This is a genomic window from Prochlorococcus sp. MIT 1306 (assembly GCF_047304515.1).
In the GTDB taxonomy this organism is placed as follows: domain Bacteria; phylum Cyanobacteriota; class Cyanobacteriia; order PCC-6307; family Cyanobiaceae; genus Prochlorococcus; species Prochlorococcus marinus_D.
On record NZ_CP138959.1, the window covers coordinates 897,446 to 915,027 of the forward strand.

The following is a 17,582-nucleotide window of genomic DNA, read 5'->3' on the forward strand; positions in this document are numbered from 1 at the left end:
TTCAAGATGCGTCTGGTAGAGGGGTGACGTCTTTGAGTTTTTCATTCAATTGCATTGCCAGAGTCTGACGCCCCAATGCAAGCACTTTGAGTGTGTCTTCGTGCATGCGTAGTTGGGCATCAGCAACTTGCATGCCACGGACCAGTTCCTTCAATTCATCTGGTAGTGAATTCAGGTCGTAACGCTTACCTTCAAAAGTGAGTACAGGGTCAGGCTTGTTAGCTGCAGAGTCAGTCATCGTGTTTGAGTTCTGTTCTTGAGTGTCATTGGTACTTTTGGACCTACCTAAGGGCCATTTCGGAGCCATTTTCAGGGGAAACAGAGCATTACCTTTAGCATTGAAGCAAAGATTGGATCTTCATTCTATGGGATGCGTTCCATCTCTTAGTCTCTCTTTGAGACACTCTGCAAATCACGAATGAACTGTCGTTCGCAGAGCTCTCTATAGCGACCCGTACGGGCCATTAGTTCGTCATGGCTTCCACGATCACTGATACGTCCTTTTTCTAGGACAACAATCTGATCGGCTTCCTGAACAGTTGCCAGACGATGGGCAATGACAATAACCGTTCGTCCTTGCATGGCACGACGTAGTCCAAGTTGTATCGCTGCTTCTGCTTCTGCGTCTAGTGCACTAGTGGCTTCATCCAACAGCAGTACGGCTGGGTTGCCGAGCACGGCTCTGGCAATTGCGATGCGTTGAAGTTGGCCACCAGAAAGATTTGTGCCTCGTTCTTCTAATTGAGTTGAATATCCTTCCGGTAATGACACGATGAAATCGTGAGCGTTGGCAAGGCTTGCTGCTTCTTTGACCTCGTCCTGGCTCGCACTTCGACCGAAAAGAATGGCTTCCTCGACGCTGCCAGAGAAGACTGTTGTTCGTTGCGGCACCAAGGCCACTTGACGTCTCAGCTCCTGGGCTTTCACCTTGCCGAGCTCATGGCCATCTAGAAGAATCTTTCCTTGCTGGGCCGCGTTGAAGCGTAAAAGTAATGAAAACAGAGTGCTCTTGCCAGCACCAGATGGACCCACGAGTGCCACGACTTGGCCAGCCTTCACTTCTAGAGATAGATCGTGTAGCACCTGCTGCTCATTGACATAGGCAAAACTGACGTGACGAAGCACTAGATCACCTTTTAAGCGCCCTAGTGGTTCAGCCTGGTCAATGTCAGGAGGTTCCTGTGGTTCGCGTTCAATTTCTCGCAGGCGGCGTAGTGAGGCCTGTCCTTGCTGGAATTCATTGAAATTCGTGGTGAGGTGGCTAATGGGATCGATCAGCATCAGCAAGGCAGCCACATAGCTGCTGAAACTTTGCCCATCCATTCCGCCGGTTTGAATTCGAGCGGCACCAATCGCCAAGACTGTGAGGATGCCAGCGGCTTCGATGAAGCCCACGACAGGATGTTGCAGAGCGAGCAAACGCAGGGTTTGGTATCGCGCTTGACGATGAAGATCAACTTCGGCATCAAAGCGCTTCTGAAGCCAGGGTTCCGCAGCAAAGGCTCTCACTAATGGCAAGCCTTGGATTGCTTCACCAAGTAGCCCTGCAAGATCGCTCACTTGACGTTGGCTGCGTTCGGCAGCTCTCATGACCCTTGCTCCAAACTGGCTTACCAAGATCGCCACCATCGGCGCTAGCAGCAGGGTGGCTAGTGATAGTTGCCAGTCAAGAAAAACCATGTAGCCAAATACCGCTACCAATTGCAGAGCACTTGGTGTGGTGTCTTGAATGGTCTTGTAAATCACTTCTCCCACGCGATCGGCATCTTCAGTGAGCCGATAGGTGAGATCTCCTGAAGACAGTTTCTCGAGGGCTCCTAGTTCGACTTGTTGCAGCTGTGCAAACAAATCACGACGCAGGTCTTGGCTCACTCGCAATGCTGGCCCGGCAAGCATCGTGTCCTGGCCGAATTGAGCCAGTTTTTGAACCAGAAAAACAGTGAGTGCTATGGCAATCACTTGCACAACCTGGGCCAGCTTGCCTGCCCCGATCGCTGGAATCAGCTGCCCAGCAAGCCATGCCAGTAGCGGCCAGCAGCCTACGTAAATCAGCATGCACGCACCTCCCCAGATCAGCCTGCGCAGGTGAGGGCGTAAGAGGGGAAGCAGTCTGCGGAAGCCGGCTTCTGAGGAGGAAAACATCGAGTCACACTAGTTGCGTGAACCCTCTGCTTATTCCATGAAGTTGGATCAATTTCTTAAATGGCAGGGTTGGGTGGCCACTGGAGGCGAGGCGAAACAGCTGATCCAGTCAGGGCAAGTGTTTGTCAATGGAACCGTTGAAACAAGGCGTGGCCGCCATTTGAGTTCAGGCAACCGGGTTCGATTGGGCACAGATGAGGCGGTCTTTGTCGGCAATGCTTCGACAGGGCCGTAAGTTAGCCCCTGCGGAACTTCAGAGGACCCGAGCGTGCGTAAACCCGTGATCGCTGGCAACTGGAAGATGCACATGACCTGTGCTCAGGCACGGGAGTACACGGCCATGTTCCTGCCATTAATCGAAGCCACTCCCAATGACCGTCATGTAGTGATTGCCCCACCATTCACCGCCATCTCCTCAATGGCAGAGTCCGTTGGCGGCAGTCGTCTGGAATTGTCAAGCCAGAATGTGCATTGGGAGGATGATGGTGCTTATACCGCAGAGGTTTCGCCAACGATGCTTCTGGAGCATCAAGTGCGATACGCGATTGTTGGCCATAGTGAACCGCGCAAATACTTCAGTGAGAGCGACGAACAGATCAACCGTCGTGCTCGTTCAGCCCAAGCGCATGGTCTGATCCCGATTGTCTGCGTGGGTGAAAGTGATGAGCAGCGTGAACGAGGAGAGGCTGAGCGTGTGATTCGACGACAGGTGGAACAGGGACTGGAAGACACCGATCCAGACAAACTTGTGGTTGCTTATGAGCCCATCTGGGCCATTGGCACGGGCAAGACGTGCGAAGCATCGGAGGCGAATCGTATCTGTGGCCTCATTCGTCGTTGGGTCGGGGCTTCAGAACTAATCATTCAGTACGGCGGATCGGTCAAACCAGGAAATATTGATGAGTTGATGGCGATGAGTGATATCGACGGAGTGTTGGTGGGTGGTGCTTCCCTTGACCCAGAGAGTTTTGCTCGCATTGCCAATTATCAAACCAGTTAAATCTCCTTGGCCTCAGGGTTGGGGACAGCGAACGAATGTGATGGGGGTGATTAATATCACTCCTGATTCATTTAGCGATGGTGGCAATTATCTAGACCCTGCTAGTGCCCTTGCACAGGCAACTCTTCTTTTAAAGCAAGGAACTGATGTCCTTGATCTTGGTGCCCAGAGCACGAGGCCTAAGGCCGAGGAGGTTGGCTGGCAAGAGGAGTTGAACAGAATGATGCCTGCTCTTCATGCAATACGTGCAGCTCACCCGCAGGCGTTGATCTCTGTGGATACATTCCTGGTTGAGGTGGCGGAGGCAGCTCTGCAAGCAGGTGCAGATTGGATCAATGATGTCAGTGGCGGCAGGCGTGATCCAGAGTTGCTGCGGGTTGTTGCTGAAGCAGGATGTCCCTATGTGTTGATGCATAGCCGTGGCAACAGTCAATCCATGGATCAACTCGCCACTTATAGCGATGTGATTGAAGAGGTTCGTCTTGGACTACTTCGTCGAACGGAACAGGCTTTAGCGGCTGGTATCCGATCTGAACAGTTGATTTGGGACCCAGGCTTGGGTTTTGCTAAAACCACTGAACAAAATCTGATTTTGTTGAAGCATCTAGAGAGGATTTGCTCTGAAGGCTTCCCTGTTTTAGTTGGCCCCTCAAGGAAACGCTTCATCGGAGATGTTTTGAACCAACCGGACCCAGAGGCTCGTCTATGGGGTACTGCCGCCGTGGCCTGCCGTTGTCTGCAGGCGAAGGCGGCAATGGTGAGAGTGCATGATGTGGGCCCAATCCATCAGACCCTTCAAATGGCTAGAAGGCTGTGGTAATAGGGGCTTTAGTTACTATTTAATCATTCGCCAGATGATTGGTTGTCTGGAGTTGTTACTCCTTCAATTCGATCTTCTATTTCCTGGTAAAGCTCTTGCAATTGCTGGATGTTCTCATCAGATGTTTCCCAATATCCTCTGCCATTGACTTCTAAGAGGGTACCAACAATACGACGGAAACTATGCGGATTAAGTTCCATGAGACGCTTACGCATCTCTGGATCATTGATGAAGGTTTCGTTTGACTCTTCGTAGACAAAGTTATCTACCTGTCCGCTAGTTGCGCTCCAGCCGAGGGTAAAGTTCAGGCGCTTGGCGACTTCGCGAACGCCTTCATAGCCTGAGTTGACCATGCCTTCATACCATTTTGGATTGAGTAACTTTGTACGGGAATCCAATCGAATCGTCTCGCTCAGAGAGCGGACCTGCGCATTTGCTGTTGTTGTATCTGCGATGTAACTCGTTGGAGCTTTGCCATCATCTCTAAGACCCTTGATTAAATTTGTGGGGTCTGAGTCGAAGTAGTGGCTGACATCAGTAAGCGAAATTTCAGCAGAATCAAGATTTTGGAATGTGACATCTGCTGTTTTCATGACAGATTCAAACACTTCTCTGTTTTGGTTCATCTCTCCTGGGTTGTCAGCATTAAAGGCAAATGTCTTGCGTGAAAGATACATCTCTTGAAGTTCATTCTCTTCTTCCCATGTTGAGTTCTCAACTGCAAGATTTACGTTTGAGCTATAACTTCCACTTGAATTGGAAAATACACGGCAGGCTGCATCCCTAAGGCTTGTGCCTTGTGCCTTTGCTTGTTCAAGGGAGTGTTTGCGTACGAAGTTTTGATCCAGTGGTTCATCGGCCTCAGCTGCCATCTTGACGCCTTGATCGATTAATGCCATTTGGTTGATAAACAGATCTCGAAATACTCCTGAACAGTTCACGACCACATCAATCCTTGGTCGACCAAGCTCTTCAAGGGGAATGAGTTTTAACTTGTTAACACGACCTACAGAGTCTGGTACTGGGTTTACACCAATAAACCAGAGGATTTGCGCCAGTGATTCACCGTAGGTTTTGATGTTATCTGTACCCCAAAGAACACAGGCAATTGTTTCTGGCCAATCGCCCTGTTCTTGGCGTTGACGTTCAATTAATTTATCGACGACTCCTTTTGCTGCAGCAACGGCAGCTCTGGTAGGGATGGCCTGTGGATCGAGAGCATGAATGTTTTTGCCACTTGGCAGAACCCCTGGATTCCTAATTGGGTCTCCACCTGGACCAGGAAGTACATATTCTCCATCAAGGGCGCGAATGAGGCTCTGCATTTCCATGTCTGCGCATATCTTTTCAAGGCAACCGCGCAAATAAGCAAACAGTTTGTCAAGCTCAATGGAATCAATTTTGCCGAATCCAGCTTTGCTACAGGCTTGCAACCATGCATTGGGGCGTGTTACACCAAAACGCTGAAGTAGATTAAAAAACCATTCCAAATACCAATTGGAATTATCTTTCATATTGACGCGTCCGTCTCGTCCCGTGAGAGATTGCACCATCGCTCTAACGGCGACACGAGATGCCTCAGTGATAGTGCGATTGAGCTCTACATCAACAAGATTGCCGTCATCATTTCCTTTGTAGATATCTTCTATTTTGCGATCTATCGCTTCTGCTAACAGCCCAGGAAGCGAACGAAGACCATCGTCTTCACGTTCAAGTGCGGCGATGCTTACCAGAGTTGCTATCGCCTCTTCTGCCGTGGGTGGTTTGCCGATCGTGTGAAGTCCACATGGAAGAAGGCGACTCTCGATTTCCATCAATTGGCTATACACCGCGCCTACAACGGCATCCCGTTGGTCGAGATCTAGCTCTGCCGAGTCTTGTTCTGGTAGGTCTACGTCGCGATCAAGATTGCATTGGCGTGCGGTTTCAATGATGGTATTGACGATTTGCACACCACGACCGCCTTCACGCAGTTGCTGGTAGGACCCCACCAGTTCGCCCAGTTCTTTGAGGCCTTTATAGAGGCCTGCATTTTCTGCTGGAGGAGTGAGGTAGCTGATTGTGGAGGCATAACCACGCCTTTTTGCAATCGTTGCTTCGGAGGGATTATTCGCTGCGTAGTAATAAAGATTTGGCAGCCCTCCGATCAATGAATCTGGATAGCAGGTTTCACTCATGCCCATCTGCTTGCCTGGCATGAATTCGAGAGAGCCGTGGGTGCCAAAATGGAGCACAGCATCAGCTTTCCAGATTTTTTCGAGATAGGTGTAGTAAGCAGCAAAGCCGTGATGAGGACTGGCGCTTCTTGAGTAGAGCAAGCGCATTGGGTCTCCTTCGTAGCCGAAGGTGGGTTGAACGCCTACAAAGACGTTGCCGAAGTGACGTCCATAAATCAGTAGGTTTTGACCATCACTATTGAGTTCTCCTGGCGGCTTGCCCCAGTTTTCTTCAAGGCGCTCTGAATAAGGTGTCAGGTGCTCGTACTCAGCCACACTCATACGGTGTGCAATGGCCAGTTCTGGTGCTCCTTCTAGTGCTTCAGGATCATTGATTACCACCTCCATCAGTGCTTTGGAGTCTTTTGGGAGGTTTTGGATGTCGTAGCCCTGAGCCTTCATTTCCTCCAAAACACGATGGATGGAACCAAAAACATCGAGGTAGGCAGCACTCCCAACATTTCCTTTGTCTGGAGGGAAACTAAAAATAGTAATTGCTAATTTCTTCTCAGCTCTTGACTTGATTCTTAGAGATGACCAACGGATTGCTCGTTCAGCAATCGCATCAACCCGGTCTTGAAGTGTGTGGGCTTTGCCGGTGGCATCATCCCTACCAGAGAGCACGATTGGCTCGATGGCTCCGTCTAATTCTGGGATGGCGATTTGTAGTGCAACCTGAACTGGATGCAGGCCTAAGTCACTAACTTCCCATTCCTGAGTTGTTTGGAAGACAAGCGGGAGCGCCACCATATAAGGGCGGCTAAGGCGCTTGAGAGATTCGATAGCCTTGGGGTGATCCTGTCTGGCAGGGCCACCCACAAGGGCAAATCCAGTCAGGGAAACCACCCCATCGACTAGAGGTTGGTCAGGGTTAATTGGGTCGAAAAAGAAAGCATTGACAGGCTTAGAGAAGTCAAGCCCACCACAGAAAATGGGGAGGACACGTGCACCACGGAATTCAAGCTCTTGAATGACAGCGACATAGTGGGCATCGTCACCAGTGACGATGTGGCTTCGCTGCAGGACAAGACCGATCATTGGGCCTTTGCGGGCTTCTTCTGAGAGATCCGTGCGGCTGGTCGTCCAGTTGAGGTATTCCTTGAGATCTTCAAACATCGAAGGGGCCATCGGATGCCAGATGCCCAGGTCCGGGAAGATCTCTGGCTCCACGATGTCTAGTTTCGGACGATCTTCCCCTTCTGTCGCTGGAAAGACATACTTATCCGCCAGCATTAATAGGAAGTTGCGCAGGTTGTCTGGCGTACCTCCTAGCCAGTATTGAAAGCTGAGCACGAAGCTTCTTGCATCTTGTGCTTTATCAACCGGCAGATATTTAAGAACGTTGGGGAGTGTATTTAATAGTTTGAGCATTGCGTCTTGGAATCCAGCACCGCTTGATTCCTTTCGCTTTTTCATGAAGTTGGCGATAACACTATCGCTCTGTCCCAGCTGGGCCATGGTGAAGGTGCCAAGCTTGTTGAGCCGCATCACCTCCGGCATGGAAGGAAAAACAACAATGGCTTTGAGCCGCTCGCGATGGGGTGTGACAGCGTCTACCACTTTCTGAGCTAGGTCTTCAATGAAAATCAGCGAGGCGATAAAAACATCGGCTTCGGCTACATCGGCTTGGAAGTCTGCAAAGTTGCTTGGATCGCGCAGTTCTTCGATGAGGTAGCCACTCAGTTCAACGCCAATGGCTCCATTTTGTGCATTGAGGCTGTTTGCGGCCTGGGAAAGCGCACTTTGGTACTGAGGCTCGAGTACCAAATACACCGCTTTCATGACAGCTTGATGGCTGTGGTTCTCAGCAGGAGCAACTCGGCGATCGGCTGAGCGAACCTGCGTGAACATTGGCGTACTGCAAAGTAATTTGATGAAGCCTAGGTTGTCTGGGGCTCAGAGTGAAGTTCGCTGCCTGGGTGTTACATGAGTCGACCCATAGGCTTTATTCAGCGATCGCCCTCCCATGACCTCAGTCCCTCCAGAGTTGATTCCTGTTGTGGTTGCTGGCGCACTGGGCCGCATGGGGGCTGAGGTCATCAAAGCTGTTCATCTCGCTTCGGATTGTGAGTTGGTTGGTGCAGTGGACACAACGCCAGGCAAGGAAGGCGTGGAGGTAGGGGAGGAGCTTGGAATTGGTGTTCTTGATGTTGCTTTGACGTCCGACATTGAGGCTTGTCTTTGTTCTGTCAGCCAGTCTTTTCATAGGACTGGCCTTGGACAAGGTGCTGTGCTTGTTGATTTCACTCATCCTTCAGTGGTTTACGAGCACACCAGGGCGGCGTTTGCCTATGGGGTTCATCCGGTCATAGGCACTACAGGTCTGTCTCCAGATCAGTTGCTTGATCTCAGCAACTTTGCTGAAAAGGCCTCGATGGGGGGAGCCGTTATCCCAAATTTCTCTGTTGGCATGGTCTTACTGCAACAGGCAGCCGCCGCGGCAGCGAGCTTCTATCAACATGCAGAACTGACTGAGCTGCATCACAACCGTAAGGCTGATGCCCCGAGTGGCACATGTATAAAAACTGCAGAGATGATGGAGGAGCTCGGTAAAAGTTTTAATTCGCCTGAAGTTGATGAGCATGAATCGCTGACTGGTTCCCGTGGTGGCTTACGAGCTAGTGGCTTAAGACTCCATTCGCTTCGTCTTCCTGGATTGGTTGCCCATCAGGAAGTGATGTTCGGAGCTCCTGGAGAGAGCTATACACTCCGCCACGACACCATTGATCGTTCGGCCTACATGCCAGGTGTGTTGCTAACCGTTCGTAAGGTGCGACAGCTTCAAGGTCTGGTTTATGGCCTTGAACGCCTCATCTGAAATTCATTTGCGAGTCGATGTTGGTCCCTTTGCGTCCAGGAGAGCTTCAGAGGCTTATCCCTGCAGTGGCCACCAGTAATCAATTCGCAGCGGCCCTTGGCAACCCTCGCAAGATTCTGCAGAGGGTCATGATCGCCGCCATTGGAGGTGTGATCACACTATTGATTAGTCAGAGTCAGCTGGCGAGTCGATGGGGTGCTGTCTGGCTTGTTGTTGGAGTGGCTCTTCTGCTTTATGTGCTTTGGGGCCCAATCGTTGAAGCGGGTCAGCGCAATGCAGGCCTTCGTCGTTATCCGGCGGCGGCCATCTTCGAAGGTGAGGTGGCCAATGTGTTCACCCGTGAACGAGTGCTGGACCGTCATGAGCAAGCGAACAAGCTTGGTGAGTTGGAGCTTGTTGAGAACAGACGTACTTGGATTGTTCTTGAGTTAGAGGATGAAGATGGATATTTGGGTCAATTGAGCTTTCCGATGTCCAAGAAGCATCAGTTCATCCGAGCTGGATCTCTCATTCGTTGCCTTGTGCTGAGCGATCGCAAGGATTTCAGCCGTATCGCTGCACTGACTGATGCATGGTTGCCAGGGCAGCGGTTGTGGGTCGGGGAGTATCCCTTTTTGCTAAGGCCTGCATTTGAGGAGCTGTGTCAGTTGCGTTTTGCTCGCCAGACCAGCTGAATCGCGCTAAGAGATTTTTCTTGCCACTAGCTTGAAAAGTCTTAGGAGTGCAAATGGCATCGTTCGTTTGACTTATAAAATTACTCGATTCCTCTTGTGGTTCTCAACAAGAGAATGGTTGATCAATCAATACTTTTAAGATTGAACACTTTTAGGATTTGCCACTGAAATAGCGGGGGGGGGTGCCAACCAGTTGACATCTCTGTGGATGCTTCGCCATGCTCAGGGATATTGCATTGCCCTTCACTTTTTGCAGAGATGGTTGGGAAACTGCTTTGAGGAGCTTTAGAACATGATTGATCAATTCACAGCTATTGGCGAACTTGCAGCAAAATCACTAGTGATCTGTTTCTCATTTTCTGGTTGACCACTTGAACCGGTTCCACTCTGCAGCAAAAGGGTCTTTGCCAGTTGACATGCGAGTGAAGATCCTTGGCGCTGGTCCTACTGGGTCGCTTTTGGCGCTTGCTCTTGCTCGGCTAGGTAACAGCGTCACCCTCTGTGACCCCTTGACAGTTGAAGAGTTGCCAGCACGAAGTAGAGCCTATGCCCTTACGCATTCATCAAGGCGATTGCTTCAATCACTTGATCTATGGGCCTCACTGATTCCTCATCTCGCTCCATTTACAAGATTGCGGCTAGATGATCAGGAGCTGAATCGTCATACATATTTTGAGGTTGATGATCTTTCAAGCCAAAATCAGCTTCACGGTGCCGTCGGCTGGATTCTTGACCATCGACCATTAATGGAATTGCTGATTGATCGTCTTCAGACATCTCCAAAGGTGCTTTTAAATTTAGGGAGGTGTGATGATCATCATCTCGATGGGCACGATTTGGTTGTTGCGGCTGATGGTCCGAGATCTCTCACCCGGCAGGCATGGGGTATCAACACTTGGAACCATCCTTATCAAAATGGGTGCTTAACAGCCAAGGTGCTGCTTCGGGGTGCTGATCCCTTGATGGCATATGAGCTTTTTCGTGCTGAAGGCCCCCTAGCTGTCTTACCCATGGGAGGTGAGGTCTTCCAGATGGTTTGGAGTGCTCCTTTGAGACGATGCCAAGAACGTGCTGGTCTTTCTCCTTCTTGCTTTCTTGATCATCTTGCGGCGGTGTTACCAGATGGCCTTCAGCCAGATGTGCTCTTGGATCGTCCTGCGGCATTCCCTCTCCAACTCGCCTTTGCCTTTCGTTTGCAGCGAGGTCGTGGCGTCCTTGTGGGTGAATCTGGGCATCGCTGTCACCCTGTCGGAGGACAAGGGTTGAATCTTTGTTGGCGTGACGTAAGCACGTTGATGAACGTTGTGAAGAATGTCGATGAGGGCAAGTTGCCTGTTGAGAAGTTGCCTCAGGTCTATGCCCGCCAGCGCATTTTTGATCTCGTGTTGGTTGGTTTATTTACTGATCTGATCGTGCGCTTTTTCTCCAGTCGAAACATCCTGTTGCTGATGGTTCGACTGCCGCTGATGTTTCTTCTGGCTCGCCTCTCTTTGTTGCGTCAGTTGCTTTTGAAGGCCATGACAGATGGACCCATTACAGTCATCAGATTGTTGCCAGAATGATCGTCTACTGCAGTTGGTTAAATGGTGATCTGTAGCCATCCGCAGCCGTCATTCTCACCCCAGTTACTGCAGTTTTTGCAACAGAAACTCGGCCTTAGCGAGAACGCTCTTAACTTGGGCTTGCGTCAGGCAGAACTTGAGCAAGCCCCTCTGCCGGTCGTGCTTTGGAGTTTCGGTTTACTCAGCCTGACTCAGTATCAGCAGGTTCTCGATTGGGAAAATGATCAGGAGTAGATAATCAGTGATTTCACTGGCATCTCAACTGGAAGTTGCTGACGCCCGCCGAGAGCGGCTAATTCGATCACAAAACCACATCCCACCAGTTCACCACCAGCCTGCTCGATTAACTCGACTGTGGCTTTTGCAGTTCCTCCAGTCGCCAGAAGGTCGTCCACCATTAAGACACGGGGATGACCTTGCAGAGCATCCGCATGAATCTCGAGCCGATCGCTGCCGTACTCCAGGGAATAGTCGATGCCAAGAACATCACCAGGCAATTTGCCAGGCTTCCTAACCGGAACAAAGCCGATTTTGCGACTCGTTGCTAAAGCTGTTCCCACAATGAATCCACGTGATTCGATTCCGACAATTAAATCGGGTTTGAATTCTGTGCAGAGATCTCCTAGCTGTCGCATCACTTCATCCCAGCCATCGGGATCACGCAGCAGGGGACTGATGTCCCGAAAGAGAATTCCAGGTTTTGGAAAGTCTGGTACATCTTGAATGAGGTGGCGAAGATCCAAAGAGTGGTGACGCAGGGGCCTTAAGCCTGGCATCATCGCAGCCATGATCAATGCAACAACCACTTCAGATCCTTCATCAACTGTTCAGCCACAGAAACCCTTTGAGCAAAAGCAGAGCGGCGTGCAGAACAACACTGTTCTTGGCAGGAGAGGACTTGAGCGTCTAGACCTTCTCTTGCTTGTGGTCGAATCACTTGATCTCAATGGTGGTGAGGCGATGCTCTGGGCAACCAATCAGTTGGGTTTGCAGAAACAGTTCCCCAACCGGGTTGAGCTTTGGAAGCGACGTTGTCACAATCCACTGAGACGCGCTACCCGTCGAGGTGACCTCAGTTCTATTGATACTGAGGCTTTGCTTCGCTTGCTTTGTTTCATGGCAAGCCGTCTTTATCCCCTTCTTCATCAGCTGCTTTCTTCACGTGAACCAGAAGAACTCAATTTGCAGCGCTGGACTTTGCTTGATCAGCGGCTGCGCGATCTGATCGAGGAGAGGATGAATCCTCGGCGCGGAGCGGTTCAGCGTCTGTTGAGGCCAGAGCAATCTCAGCCTATTCAGCGTGAGCTGGTGCTTACGCTTGCTCTTGCTGCTGGTAATGGAGGAGTCGATCGCCTGCGCGCCAGCCTGCTTGATCCCACACCCTGATGCTGAACCTCTCTTTCCGTTATGACCAAACGGCAGTCCGCCTTCAGGTGGAGGGCCTGCCAGATTTCTCCGCGGGTCATGGGGATGGTGCTCTAGGCATTCTGTCGGGTTGGCGGCTGCAGTTGGTTGGTTCACCAGAGCTAGAAGGCAAGCGTGAACATCTGCAGGCCTTGATGGCTGCTGTGCTCCCCTATTCACGCCACCGCATTTCTGGTGTGAGTCGAGCTTTTGCTGACGAAACCAGTGTGGTTGTGATCTCTCCTGATGGGGATAGACATCAACTGCTTTTGCGTAGTAGTCAGCCGAATGTCCCTCCTCTCACTCTTAACCTTGATGATGCAGAGCTTGCTGATCTCGTGCGTTGTCTGGATGATCTTCGCCTTGACTCGCGTGTTCAGGTTCACTGGGAGTTGCCAATTGATTCCCCATTGCCTCGTCAGGAACTGGCCGAGCGAGTCCCTCTTGGCCAACGCTTAGGAGCTCCATTGATTGGTGGCGCAGCATTGGTTTTGATTGCAGGTCTTGGTCTGTTGCTGCCTGTTCCACGCAATCCAGATGGAACGCTGTCCCCTGCCACTCCAAATGCGCCAGAGTTGCAATCACGTTCTGATCGTTGACGAACAGATCTTGCAGGCCAGAATTACGGTCTATTGAAAACACTTTCATACCTCCCATTGGCAGGTATGCAGGCGTGAAGATCGAATTAATCGTGTCCTGTTGAAGCGGACCCCCCTACTGACTTATCCCATGAGCAGTCCTCTTCGAAAATTCAACAACTCAGATCGTCAACGTCAGGTTTTCCGCAGATCTCGACCCAGAAAGGTGCTTCCTCTTTGGCGTCAATTTGTTGAATCGATGCTGATGTTGGTTGGCGGCATCGGTTTATTAGCTTTTTTGAACTGGGTGCCTCAACGACTCGATGGGGTGGTGATTGTCAGCGAAGCAATCGCTGATCTGATTCGCGGTATCACTCATCTGCTTGAGGCCCTTTTGGGTCTTGGTTCGGTGATTTTGTTGGCTGGACTCGTGATGCTTGGACTAATCCTTCTCCTTGGTGGCAGCTGGCGGATGTTGAGGTTTTCTACACAACTATGGAGTAGGCCGAAGAAGGTTTCCAGGAGGCCAATCCGTCGCCAGATCAGTCATTAGTGCCTGCGAGGATGAGGATGCGGCGCCAGGGATCTTTGCAACATCCAAAGCTCCTCCATGGTTATATCGCTATCGTTGTTTAAATCCAGTTTGTTGAAGTTGTTGGCCAACCAGCGGATTGACTGAGCTTCATCGCGATTGAGTTTCCCATTGCCGTCGATATCGGCTTGCTTGAAACGTCGTTGGAGACGTTTACCGTTTGGATGAGTGCCGGCAGGTCGCAAGTCCTCTAAAACTAAATAACCACGTGAATTCTTTCTATTCAGCCTTCTTATCAGGTAAGTCTTTTCTCCAACCTCGCTTGCATCCAGCCGACCATCGCCGTTGAGGTCCAATCGTATGAACATGGCCTCCATGCGCTGGCCGTAATACTCAATGCCATCTGGTACTGCTTCGGCACCGGTTTGGTTCAGCAGAGTTCCAGCGCTGATCAGTCCTGCAGTGATGAACCTGAAAACCTTTGACTCCAATGATTTCGGCCAGCAAAGAGGGGGCCTTGGCTGATTTGTCATGCAATCAGCCTATGGATCGTGTTCAGCAATGTCGATGACTGAACTATGACCAAAGCTCTTTGAGCTGTGACATGCTCCAACCCCTGTAGAAAAAGCGATAGAGATTGTCTATACCATCGAGGAACAGTGGCTTCTAGAGCACGCAATAGTGATGGAACGCTCCTCGATGATCTGGGTTGTGGACGATGACCCAGAACTGCGTCAGATGGTGGGTACCTATCTGATTGACCAGGGTTATGACGTTCGCTGTCTCAGCGATGTCAAGCAACTGGAAGCACGGTTGGAATTTCAACGACCTGATCTTGTCGTCCTTGACTTGATGCTGCCGGGTGATGATGGCCTGTCCGCTCTGCGTCGTTTGCGTGATGCAGGGGATGATTTGCCTGTTGTGATGCTTACCGCGAGGGGGGAGGCCGTTGATCGGATCATCGGTCTCGAGCAAGGTGCAGACGATTACCTCGGCAAGCCATTCCTTCCACGCGAGCTTTCTGCTCGTATTGAAGCCGTTTTGAGACGGCGCTGTGCGCTTCCCGCTGGCACTCCTTTAGCAGAGGGTGGCGATGTGGTTTTTGGTGGGAATGTGTTGAATCTTTCCGCTCGTACCCTGACCCAAAATGGTTCTCCAGTTGTGATTACGAGTGGAGAATTCAGCTTGTTGTCCGCTTTTGTACAACATCCTCATCGCCCTCTTTCTAGGGAAAGATTGATCGAACTCGCTCGTGGGCCAGCTTGTGATACGGATAGTCGAAGCATGGATGTTCAGGTTTCGAGGGTGAGAAGGTTGGTTGAACCCGATTCCAGTCGACCTCGCTATATCCAGACGGTATGGGGTTATGGATATGTTTTTGTCCCTGATGGTGAGCCCAGGTCTCGCTGATGACGCGGACACAACGCAGGTCGGCGATCGTGTTCACTTCTTTGGGCTGGAGTGGCCTTGTTCTTGGCAGTTGGGCGCTTTGTTTATTGGTATTGCAGGTGCTCTTTGGTCGACAGTTAGAGATGCTTCAGACCGTTCAACTTGGTCGTGATCTATCACTCAACGTTCGTCTTACTGAGTTAGCTCTTGAGCGGTATCCCCCTGGTTTGGTTTCTGAGCTAACAGGGCTGGATCTAGCAGTGATCGATCGACCACCAGATCCGCTCCGATTTGATCATTCTCTTCAGCGGCAAACAGATGCGCTTCAGAGGCAGCTATGCCAACGACTCTCCCATTGTCCAATTTTGGTTCCTTTCTCGGCTGAAGGTGCGCAACGTGGAGCTTGGATTGAACTTATTTCCCCTTTGGAGCCCGTTTGGCTCCGAGTTGGACTGCGTTCCGCGTTTGCTTGGCCACCGGAGCCAATCATGTTTGGGCTGGCTTTGGTTGGTGCCGTGGTGATTTGTGGTGGTCTTTTTCTTCTCTTTCAGGTTGATCGACCGTTGAGGGGTCTGGAAAGGGCTCTCGCTCGTGTTGGTGATGGTATTGATCCTGAGGCTGTAGCAGCAGTGGGAGCTCCTGAAGTTCAACGCCTCACACAACGTTTCAACGCCATGCTTTTACGCTTATCGGCCAACCGCCGTGAAAGGGCAACGATGCTTGCAGGCATCGCCCATGATCTGAGAGCCCCCATAACTCGACTCAGTTTTCGGCTGTCTTTGCCATCCCTCAGTGCTAATGATCGTGAGCAATGTTCAAGGGATTTAGAGTCTCTTGAGCGAATTACTGGCCAGTTTCTTCTTTTTGCCGGTGGTGGTGATAGCGAAGCCTTGGTGGAGCTGCCTCTAGATGCGTGGATGGCTGAGGTCTGCGCTACTCATTCTGCCGATTTGCTGAGGCTTGATCTTCAACCTCTTATGGCCAAGGTGAGGCCTGTTGCCTTGGGACGAGCAGTTGTCAATCTCATCGACAATGCATTTACCTACGGTTTAGCCCCCGTGACTGTGTCGCTACGTGGCTTTGAACACAGCTATCGCATCGAAGTTTGGGACCAGGGAAAAGGCATGCCAATGGATCAGTGGGAGCGAGCCGTACAACCTTTTCAACGCTTGGATGAATCACGCCGGGAACAAGGGCATAGCGGCCTCGGGTTGGCGATCGTTGCTCATGTTGTTAGTCGACATGCAGGCCAACTTAGCTTTGTTGCTTCTGATGCAACCAGTGAAGATCAACCTGGTCGCTTTGCGGTAAGGCTTCAATTGCCTTTTGACCCTCCTGAAAAGTCGTTGCAGTAAATCGCCGTTGATATTCTCAATGTTTTTTGTAAGATTGCTCAAGGATTGAGAAAGCTTGATTCATGGTTTCTTTTTGTCACTTTAGCAGGCAATATAGGGTTTCTCCGCTAGAAAGTTGAGATGGGTAAAGACAAGAATAAGAAACTGAAGAAGGCTTCCGTCTCATCAGACAAAATCAGTGAGATGGATATGGAATGTCTTGATGGGACTGATCAAGACATCAAACAACCATCAGCATTTTCAGATGGTGCTCATTCAAGTGTTCAACGTCTCAACAAGAAGCTATATGAATCTGAATTGAAGAAGCTTCAGTCTGATTTGGTGAGGATGCAGTACTGGATAAAAGCCACTGGTTTTCGCATGATTGTGCTGTTTGAAGGCCGTGATGCAGCTGGGAAAGGGGGCACGATCAAACGATTGACAGAACCTATGAATCCCCGAGGTTGCCGTGTTGTGGCCTTGGGAACCCCATCAGATCAACAAAAGACTCAGTGGTATTTCCAGCGATACGTTGATCATTTCCCTAGCGCTGGAGAAATTGTGGTGTTTGATCGCAGTTGGTATAACCGCGCTGGAGTGGAACGGGTCATGGGTTTTTGTACACAAGATGAGCTAGAGCGCTTCTATCAAGCTTGTCCTCAATTTGAAAGGATGCTCGTACAAAGTGGCATTCTTTTACTCAAGTATTGGTTTTCAGTTAGTGACGTACAACAGGAGGCCAGATTCCAGTCAAGGATTAACGATTTTACGCGTCGTTGGAAGCTTAGCGAGATGGATCTTGAAGCTCGTAATCGTTGGGTTGAATTTTCCAAAGCAAAGGATGTGATGTTCACTCACACCAATATTCCTGAAGCTCCATGGTTCACCGTAGAGGCTGATGATAAACGTAGAGCTCGTCTGAATTGTATTCGGCATTTGCTCAGCAAGGTCCCCTGGGAAGATATGACACCGCCGGCCATCCAACTTCCCTCTAGGCCTGAACAGGGTGAATATGAGCGCCCACCAATTAATGAGCAGTTTTTTGTACCCAATGCCTATCCCTATGATTGATCTATCGAGCTTGACCCAATTCAGCTCTTCCGTTAGCTAATA

At 50.5% G+C, this 17,582-nt stretch carries 18 protein-coding genes; 13 read left to right on the forward strand and 5 right to left on the reverse strand.

All coding sequences use genetic code 11. From position 1 onward, the window contains the following. Nucleotide 1: 1 nt before the first annotated feature. Nucleotides 2–238 (reverse strand): DUF6447 family protein, encoded by a 237-nt coding sequence (locus tag SIB74_RS04680; protein ID WP_197463291.1) that lies wholly within the window; start codon nt 236–238, stop codon nt 2–4. Between the two features lie 146 nt (nt 239–384). Next, on the reverse strand, nt 385–2,142 hold the full coding sequence (locus SIB74_RS04685; protein WP_063395963.1) for an ABC transporter ATP-binding protein: 1,758 nt from the start codon (nt 2,140–2,142) through the stop codon (nt 385–387). Between the two features lie 37 nt (nt 2,143–2,179). Here SIB74_RS04685 and SIB74_RS04690 point away from each other — a divergent pair, with 37 nt between their 5' ends. The 3 genes from SIB74_RS04690 to folP are packed head-to-tail and all read left to right on the forward strand — an operon-like array spanning nt 2,180 to nt 3,962. Further along, the gene (locus SIB74_RS04690) at nt 2,180–2,377 is read left to right on the forward strand and encodes an RNA-binding S4 domain-containing protein (RefSeq protein ID WP_036914615.1); all 198 of its coding nucleotides are present in this window, start codon (nt 2,180–2,182) and stop codon (nt 2,375–2,377) included. Between the two features lie 33 nt (nt 2,378–2,410). After that, complete coding sequence (gene tpiA / locus SIB74_RS04695) at nt 2,411–3,142, forward strand: triose-phosphate isomerase (RefSeq protein WP_063395962.1); 732 nt, start codon at nt 2,411–2,413, stop codon at nt 3,140–3,142. Then, the gene (gene folP, locus SIB74_RS04700) at nt 3,096–3,962 is read left to right on the forward strand and encodes a dihydropteroate synthase (protein ID WP_156486114.1); all 867 of its coding nucleotides are present in this window, start codon (nt 3,096–3,098) and stop codon (nt 3,960–3,962) included. The genes tpiA and folP overlap by 47 nt, the downstream gene beginning before the upstream one ends. Nucleotides 3,963–3,985: 23 nt before the next feature. Here the strand turns inward: folP and SIB74_RS04705 are convergent, their stop codons facing one another. Beyond that, nucleotides 3,986–8,029, reverse strand: a complete 4,044-nt coding sequence (locus SIB74_RS04705) for a magnesium chelatase subunit H (protein WP_063395960.1) — start codon at nt 8,027–8,029, stop codon at nt 3,986–3,988. 115 nt (nt 8,030–8,144) lie between these two features. Between SIB74_RS04705 and dapB the strand changes: the two genes are divergently transcribed. The 4 genes from dapB to SIB74_RS04725 all read left to right on the forward strand — a co-directional run bounded on the left by dapB (nt 8,145) and on the right by SIB74_RS04725 (nt 11,466). Further along, entirely contained in the window at nt 8,145–8,996 is an 852-nt protein-coding gene (gene dapB, locus SIB74_RS04710) for a 4-hydroxy-tetrahydrodipicolinate reductase (RefSeq protein ID WP_063395959.1), read from the forward strand. A gap of 17 nt (nt 8,997–9,013) precedes the next feature. Beyond that, complete coding sequence (locus tag SIB74_RS04715) at nt 9,014–9,670, forward strand: hypothetical protein (protein ID WP_011130191.1); 657 nt, start codon at nt 9,014–9,016, stop codon at nt 9,668–9,670. Between the two features lie 416 nt (nt 9,671–10,086). Then, nucleotides 10,087–11,232, forward strand: coding sequence for an FAD-dependent monooxygenase (locus tag SIB74_RS04720; RefSeq protein WP_063395958.1), 1,146 nt, complete (start codon nt 10,087–10,089; stop codon nt 11,230–11,232). 21 nt (nt 11,233–11,253) lie between these two features. Continuing rightward, nucleotides 11,254–11,466 carry a DUF2949 domain-containing protein gene (locus SIB74_RS04725; protein WP_011826043.1) on the forward strand — a complete coding sequence of 71 codons (213 nt, stop codon included), beginning with the start codon at nt 11,254–11,256 and terminating at the stop codon, nt 11,464–11,466. Here SIB74_RS04725 and SIB74_RS04730 read toward each other — a convergent pair. Then, entirely contained in the window at nt 11,457–12,020 is a 564-nt protein-coding gene (locus tag SIB74_RS04730) for an adenine phosphoribosyltransferase (protein ID WP_413681792.1), read from the reverse strand. The genes SIB74_RS04725 and SIB74_RS04730 overlap by 10 nt on opposite strands. Here SIB74_RS04730 and SIB74_RS04735 point away from each other — a divergent pair. From SIB74_RS04735 to SIB74_RS04745, 3 genes are all read left to right on the forward strand, one after another. Further along, entirely contained in the window at nt 12,019–12,618 is a 600-nt protein-coding gene (locus SIB74_RS04735; RefSeq protein WP_011130187.1) for a DUF3038 domain-containing protein, read from the forward strand. The genes SIB74_RS04730 and SIB74_RS04735 overlap by 2 nt on opposite strands. Beyond that, complete coding sequence (locus tag SIB74_RS04740) at nt 12,618–13,235, forward strand: DUF4335 domain-containing protein (RefSeq protein WP_063395957.1); 618 nt, start codon at nt 12,618–12,620, stop codon at nt 13,233–13,235. Before SIB74_RS04735 ends, SIB74_RS04740 begins: the two co-directional genes overlap by 1 nt. Before the next feature lie 130 nt (nt 13,236–13,365). After that, complete coding sequence (locus SIB74_RS04745; RefSeq protein ID WP_063395956.1) at nt 13,366–13,767, forward strand: hypothetical protein; 402 nt, start codon at nt 13,366–13,368, stop codon at nt 13,765–13,767. On the opposite strand, the gene SIB74_RS04750 is transcribed toward SIB74_RS04745, so the two are convergent. Further along, on the reverse strand, nt 13,764–14,237 hold the full coding sequence (locus tag SIB74_RS04750) for an EF-hand domain-containing protein (RefSeq protein ID WP_063396033.1): 474 nt from the start codon (nt 14,235–14,237) through the stop codon (nt 13,764–13,766). The genes SIB74_RS04745 and SIB74_RS04750 overlap by 4 nt on opposite strands. Before the next feature lie 193 nt (nt 14,238–14,430). On the opposite strand from SIB74_RS04750, the gene SIB74_RS04755 reads away from it, so the two are divergent. From SIB74_RS04755 to ppk2, 3 genes are all read left to right on the forward strand, one after another. Next, nucleotides 14,431–15,156 carry a response regulator gene (locus SIB74_RS04755; RefSeq protein WP_011130183.1) on the forward strand — a complete coding sequence of 242 codons (726 nt, stop codon included), beginning with the start codon at nt 14,431–14,433 and terminating at the stop codon, nt 15,154–15,156. Continuing rightward, on the forward strand, nt 15,156–16,490 hold the full coding sequence (locus SIB74_RS04760) for an ATP-binding protein (protein WP_063395955.1): 1,335 nt from the start codon (nt 15,156–15,158) through the stop codon (nt 16,488–16,490). Before SIB74_RS04755 ends, SIB74_RS04760 begins: the two co-directional genes overlap by 1 nt. Before the next feature lie 120 nt (nt 16,491–16,610). Further along, nucleotides 16,611–17,540 (forward strand): polyphosphate kinase 2, encoded by a 930-nt coding sequence (ppk2, locus tag SIB74_RS04765; protein WP_063395954.1) that lies wholly within the window; start codon nt 16,611–16,613, stop codon nt 17,538–17,540. Nucleotides 17,541–17,582: the final 42 nt, after the last annotated feature.

Bases quoted from the DNA above. Each gene is read 5' to 3' on its own strand.
- SIB74_RS04680 (WP_197463291.1), bottom strand. From the start codon at position 238: ATGACTGACTCTGCAGCTAACAAGCCTGACCCTGTACTCACTTTTGAA.
- SIB74_RS04685 (WP_063395963.1), bottom strand. From the start codon at position 2,142: ATGTTTTCCTCCTCAGAAGCCGGCTTCCGCAGACTGCTTCCCCTCTTA.
- SIB74_RS04690 (WP_036914615.1), top strand. From the start codon at position 2,180: ATGAAGTTGGATCAATTTCTTAAATGGCAGGGTTGGGTGGCCACTGGA.
- SIB74_RS04705 (WP_063395960.1), bottom strand. From the start codon at position 8,029: ATGTTCACGCAGGTTCGCTCAGCCGATCGCCGAGTTGCTCCTGCTGAG.
- dapB (WP_063395959.1), top strand. From the start codon at position 8,145: ATGACCTCAGTCCCTCCAGAGTTGATTCCTGTTGTGGTTGCTGGCGCA.
- SIB74_RS04715 (WP_011130191.1), top strand. From the start codon at position 9,014: ATGTTGGTCCCTTTGCGTCCAGGAGAGCTTCAGAGGCTTATCCCTGCA.
- SIB74_RS04720 (WP_063395958.1), top strand. From the start codon at position 10,087: ATGCGAGTGAAGATCCTTGGCGCTGGTCCTACTGGGTCGCTTTTGGCG.
- SIB74_RS04725 (WP_011826043.1), top strand. From the start codon at position 11,254: ATGGTGATCTGTAGCCATCCGCAGCCGTCATTCTCACCCCAGTTACTG.
- SIB74_RS04735 (WP_011130187.1), top strand. From the start codon at position 12,019: ATGATCAATGCAACAACCACTTCAGATCCTTCATCAACTGTTCAGCCA.
- SIB74_RS04730 (WP_413681792.1), bottom strand. From the start codon at position 12,020: ATGGCTGCGATGATGCCAGGCTTAAGGCCCCTGCGTCACCACTCTTTG.
- SIB74_RS04740 (WP_063395957.1), top strand. From the start codon at position 12,618: ATGCTGAACCTCTCTTTCCGTTATGACCAAACGGCAGTCCGCCTTCAG.
- SIB74_RS04745 (WP_063395956.1), top strand. From the start codon at position 13,366: ATGAGCAGTCCTCTTCGAAAATTCAACAACTCAGATCGTCAACGTCAG.
- SIB74_RS04755 (WP_011130183.1), top strand. From the start codon at position 14,431: ATGGAACGCTCCTCGATGATCTGGGTTGTGGACGATGACCCAGAACTG.
- SIB74_RS04760 (WP_063395955.1), top strand. From the start codon at position 15,156: ATGACGCGGACACAACGCAGGTCGGCGATCGTGTTCACTTCTTTGGGC.
- ppk2 (WP_063395954.1), top strand. From the start codon at position 16,611: ATGGGTAAAGACAAGAATAAGAAACTGAAGAAGGCTTCCGTCTCATCA.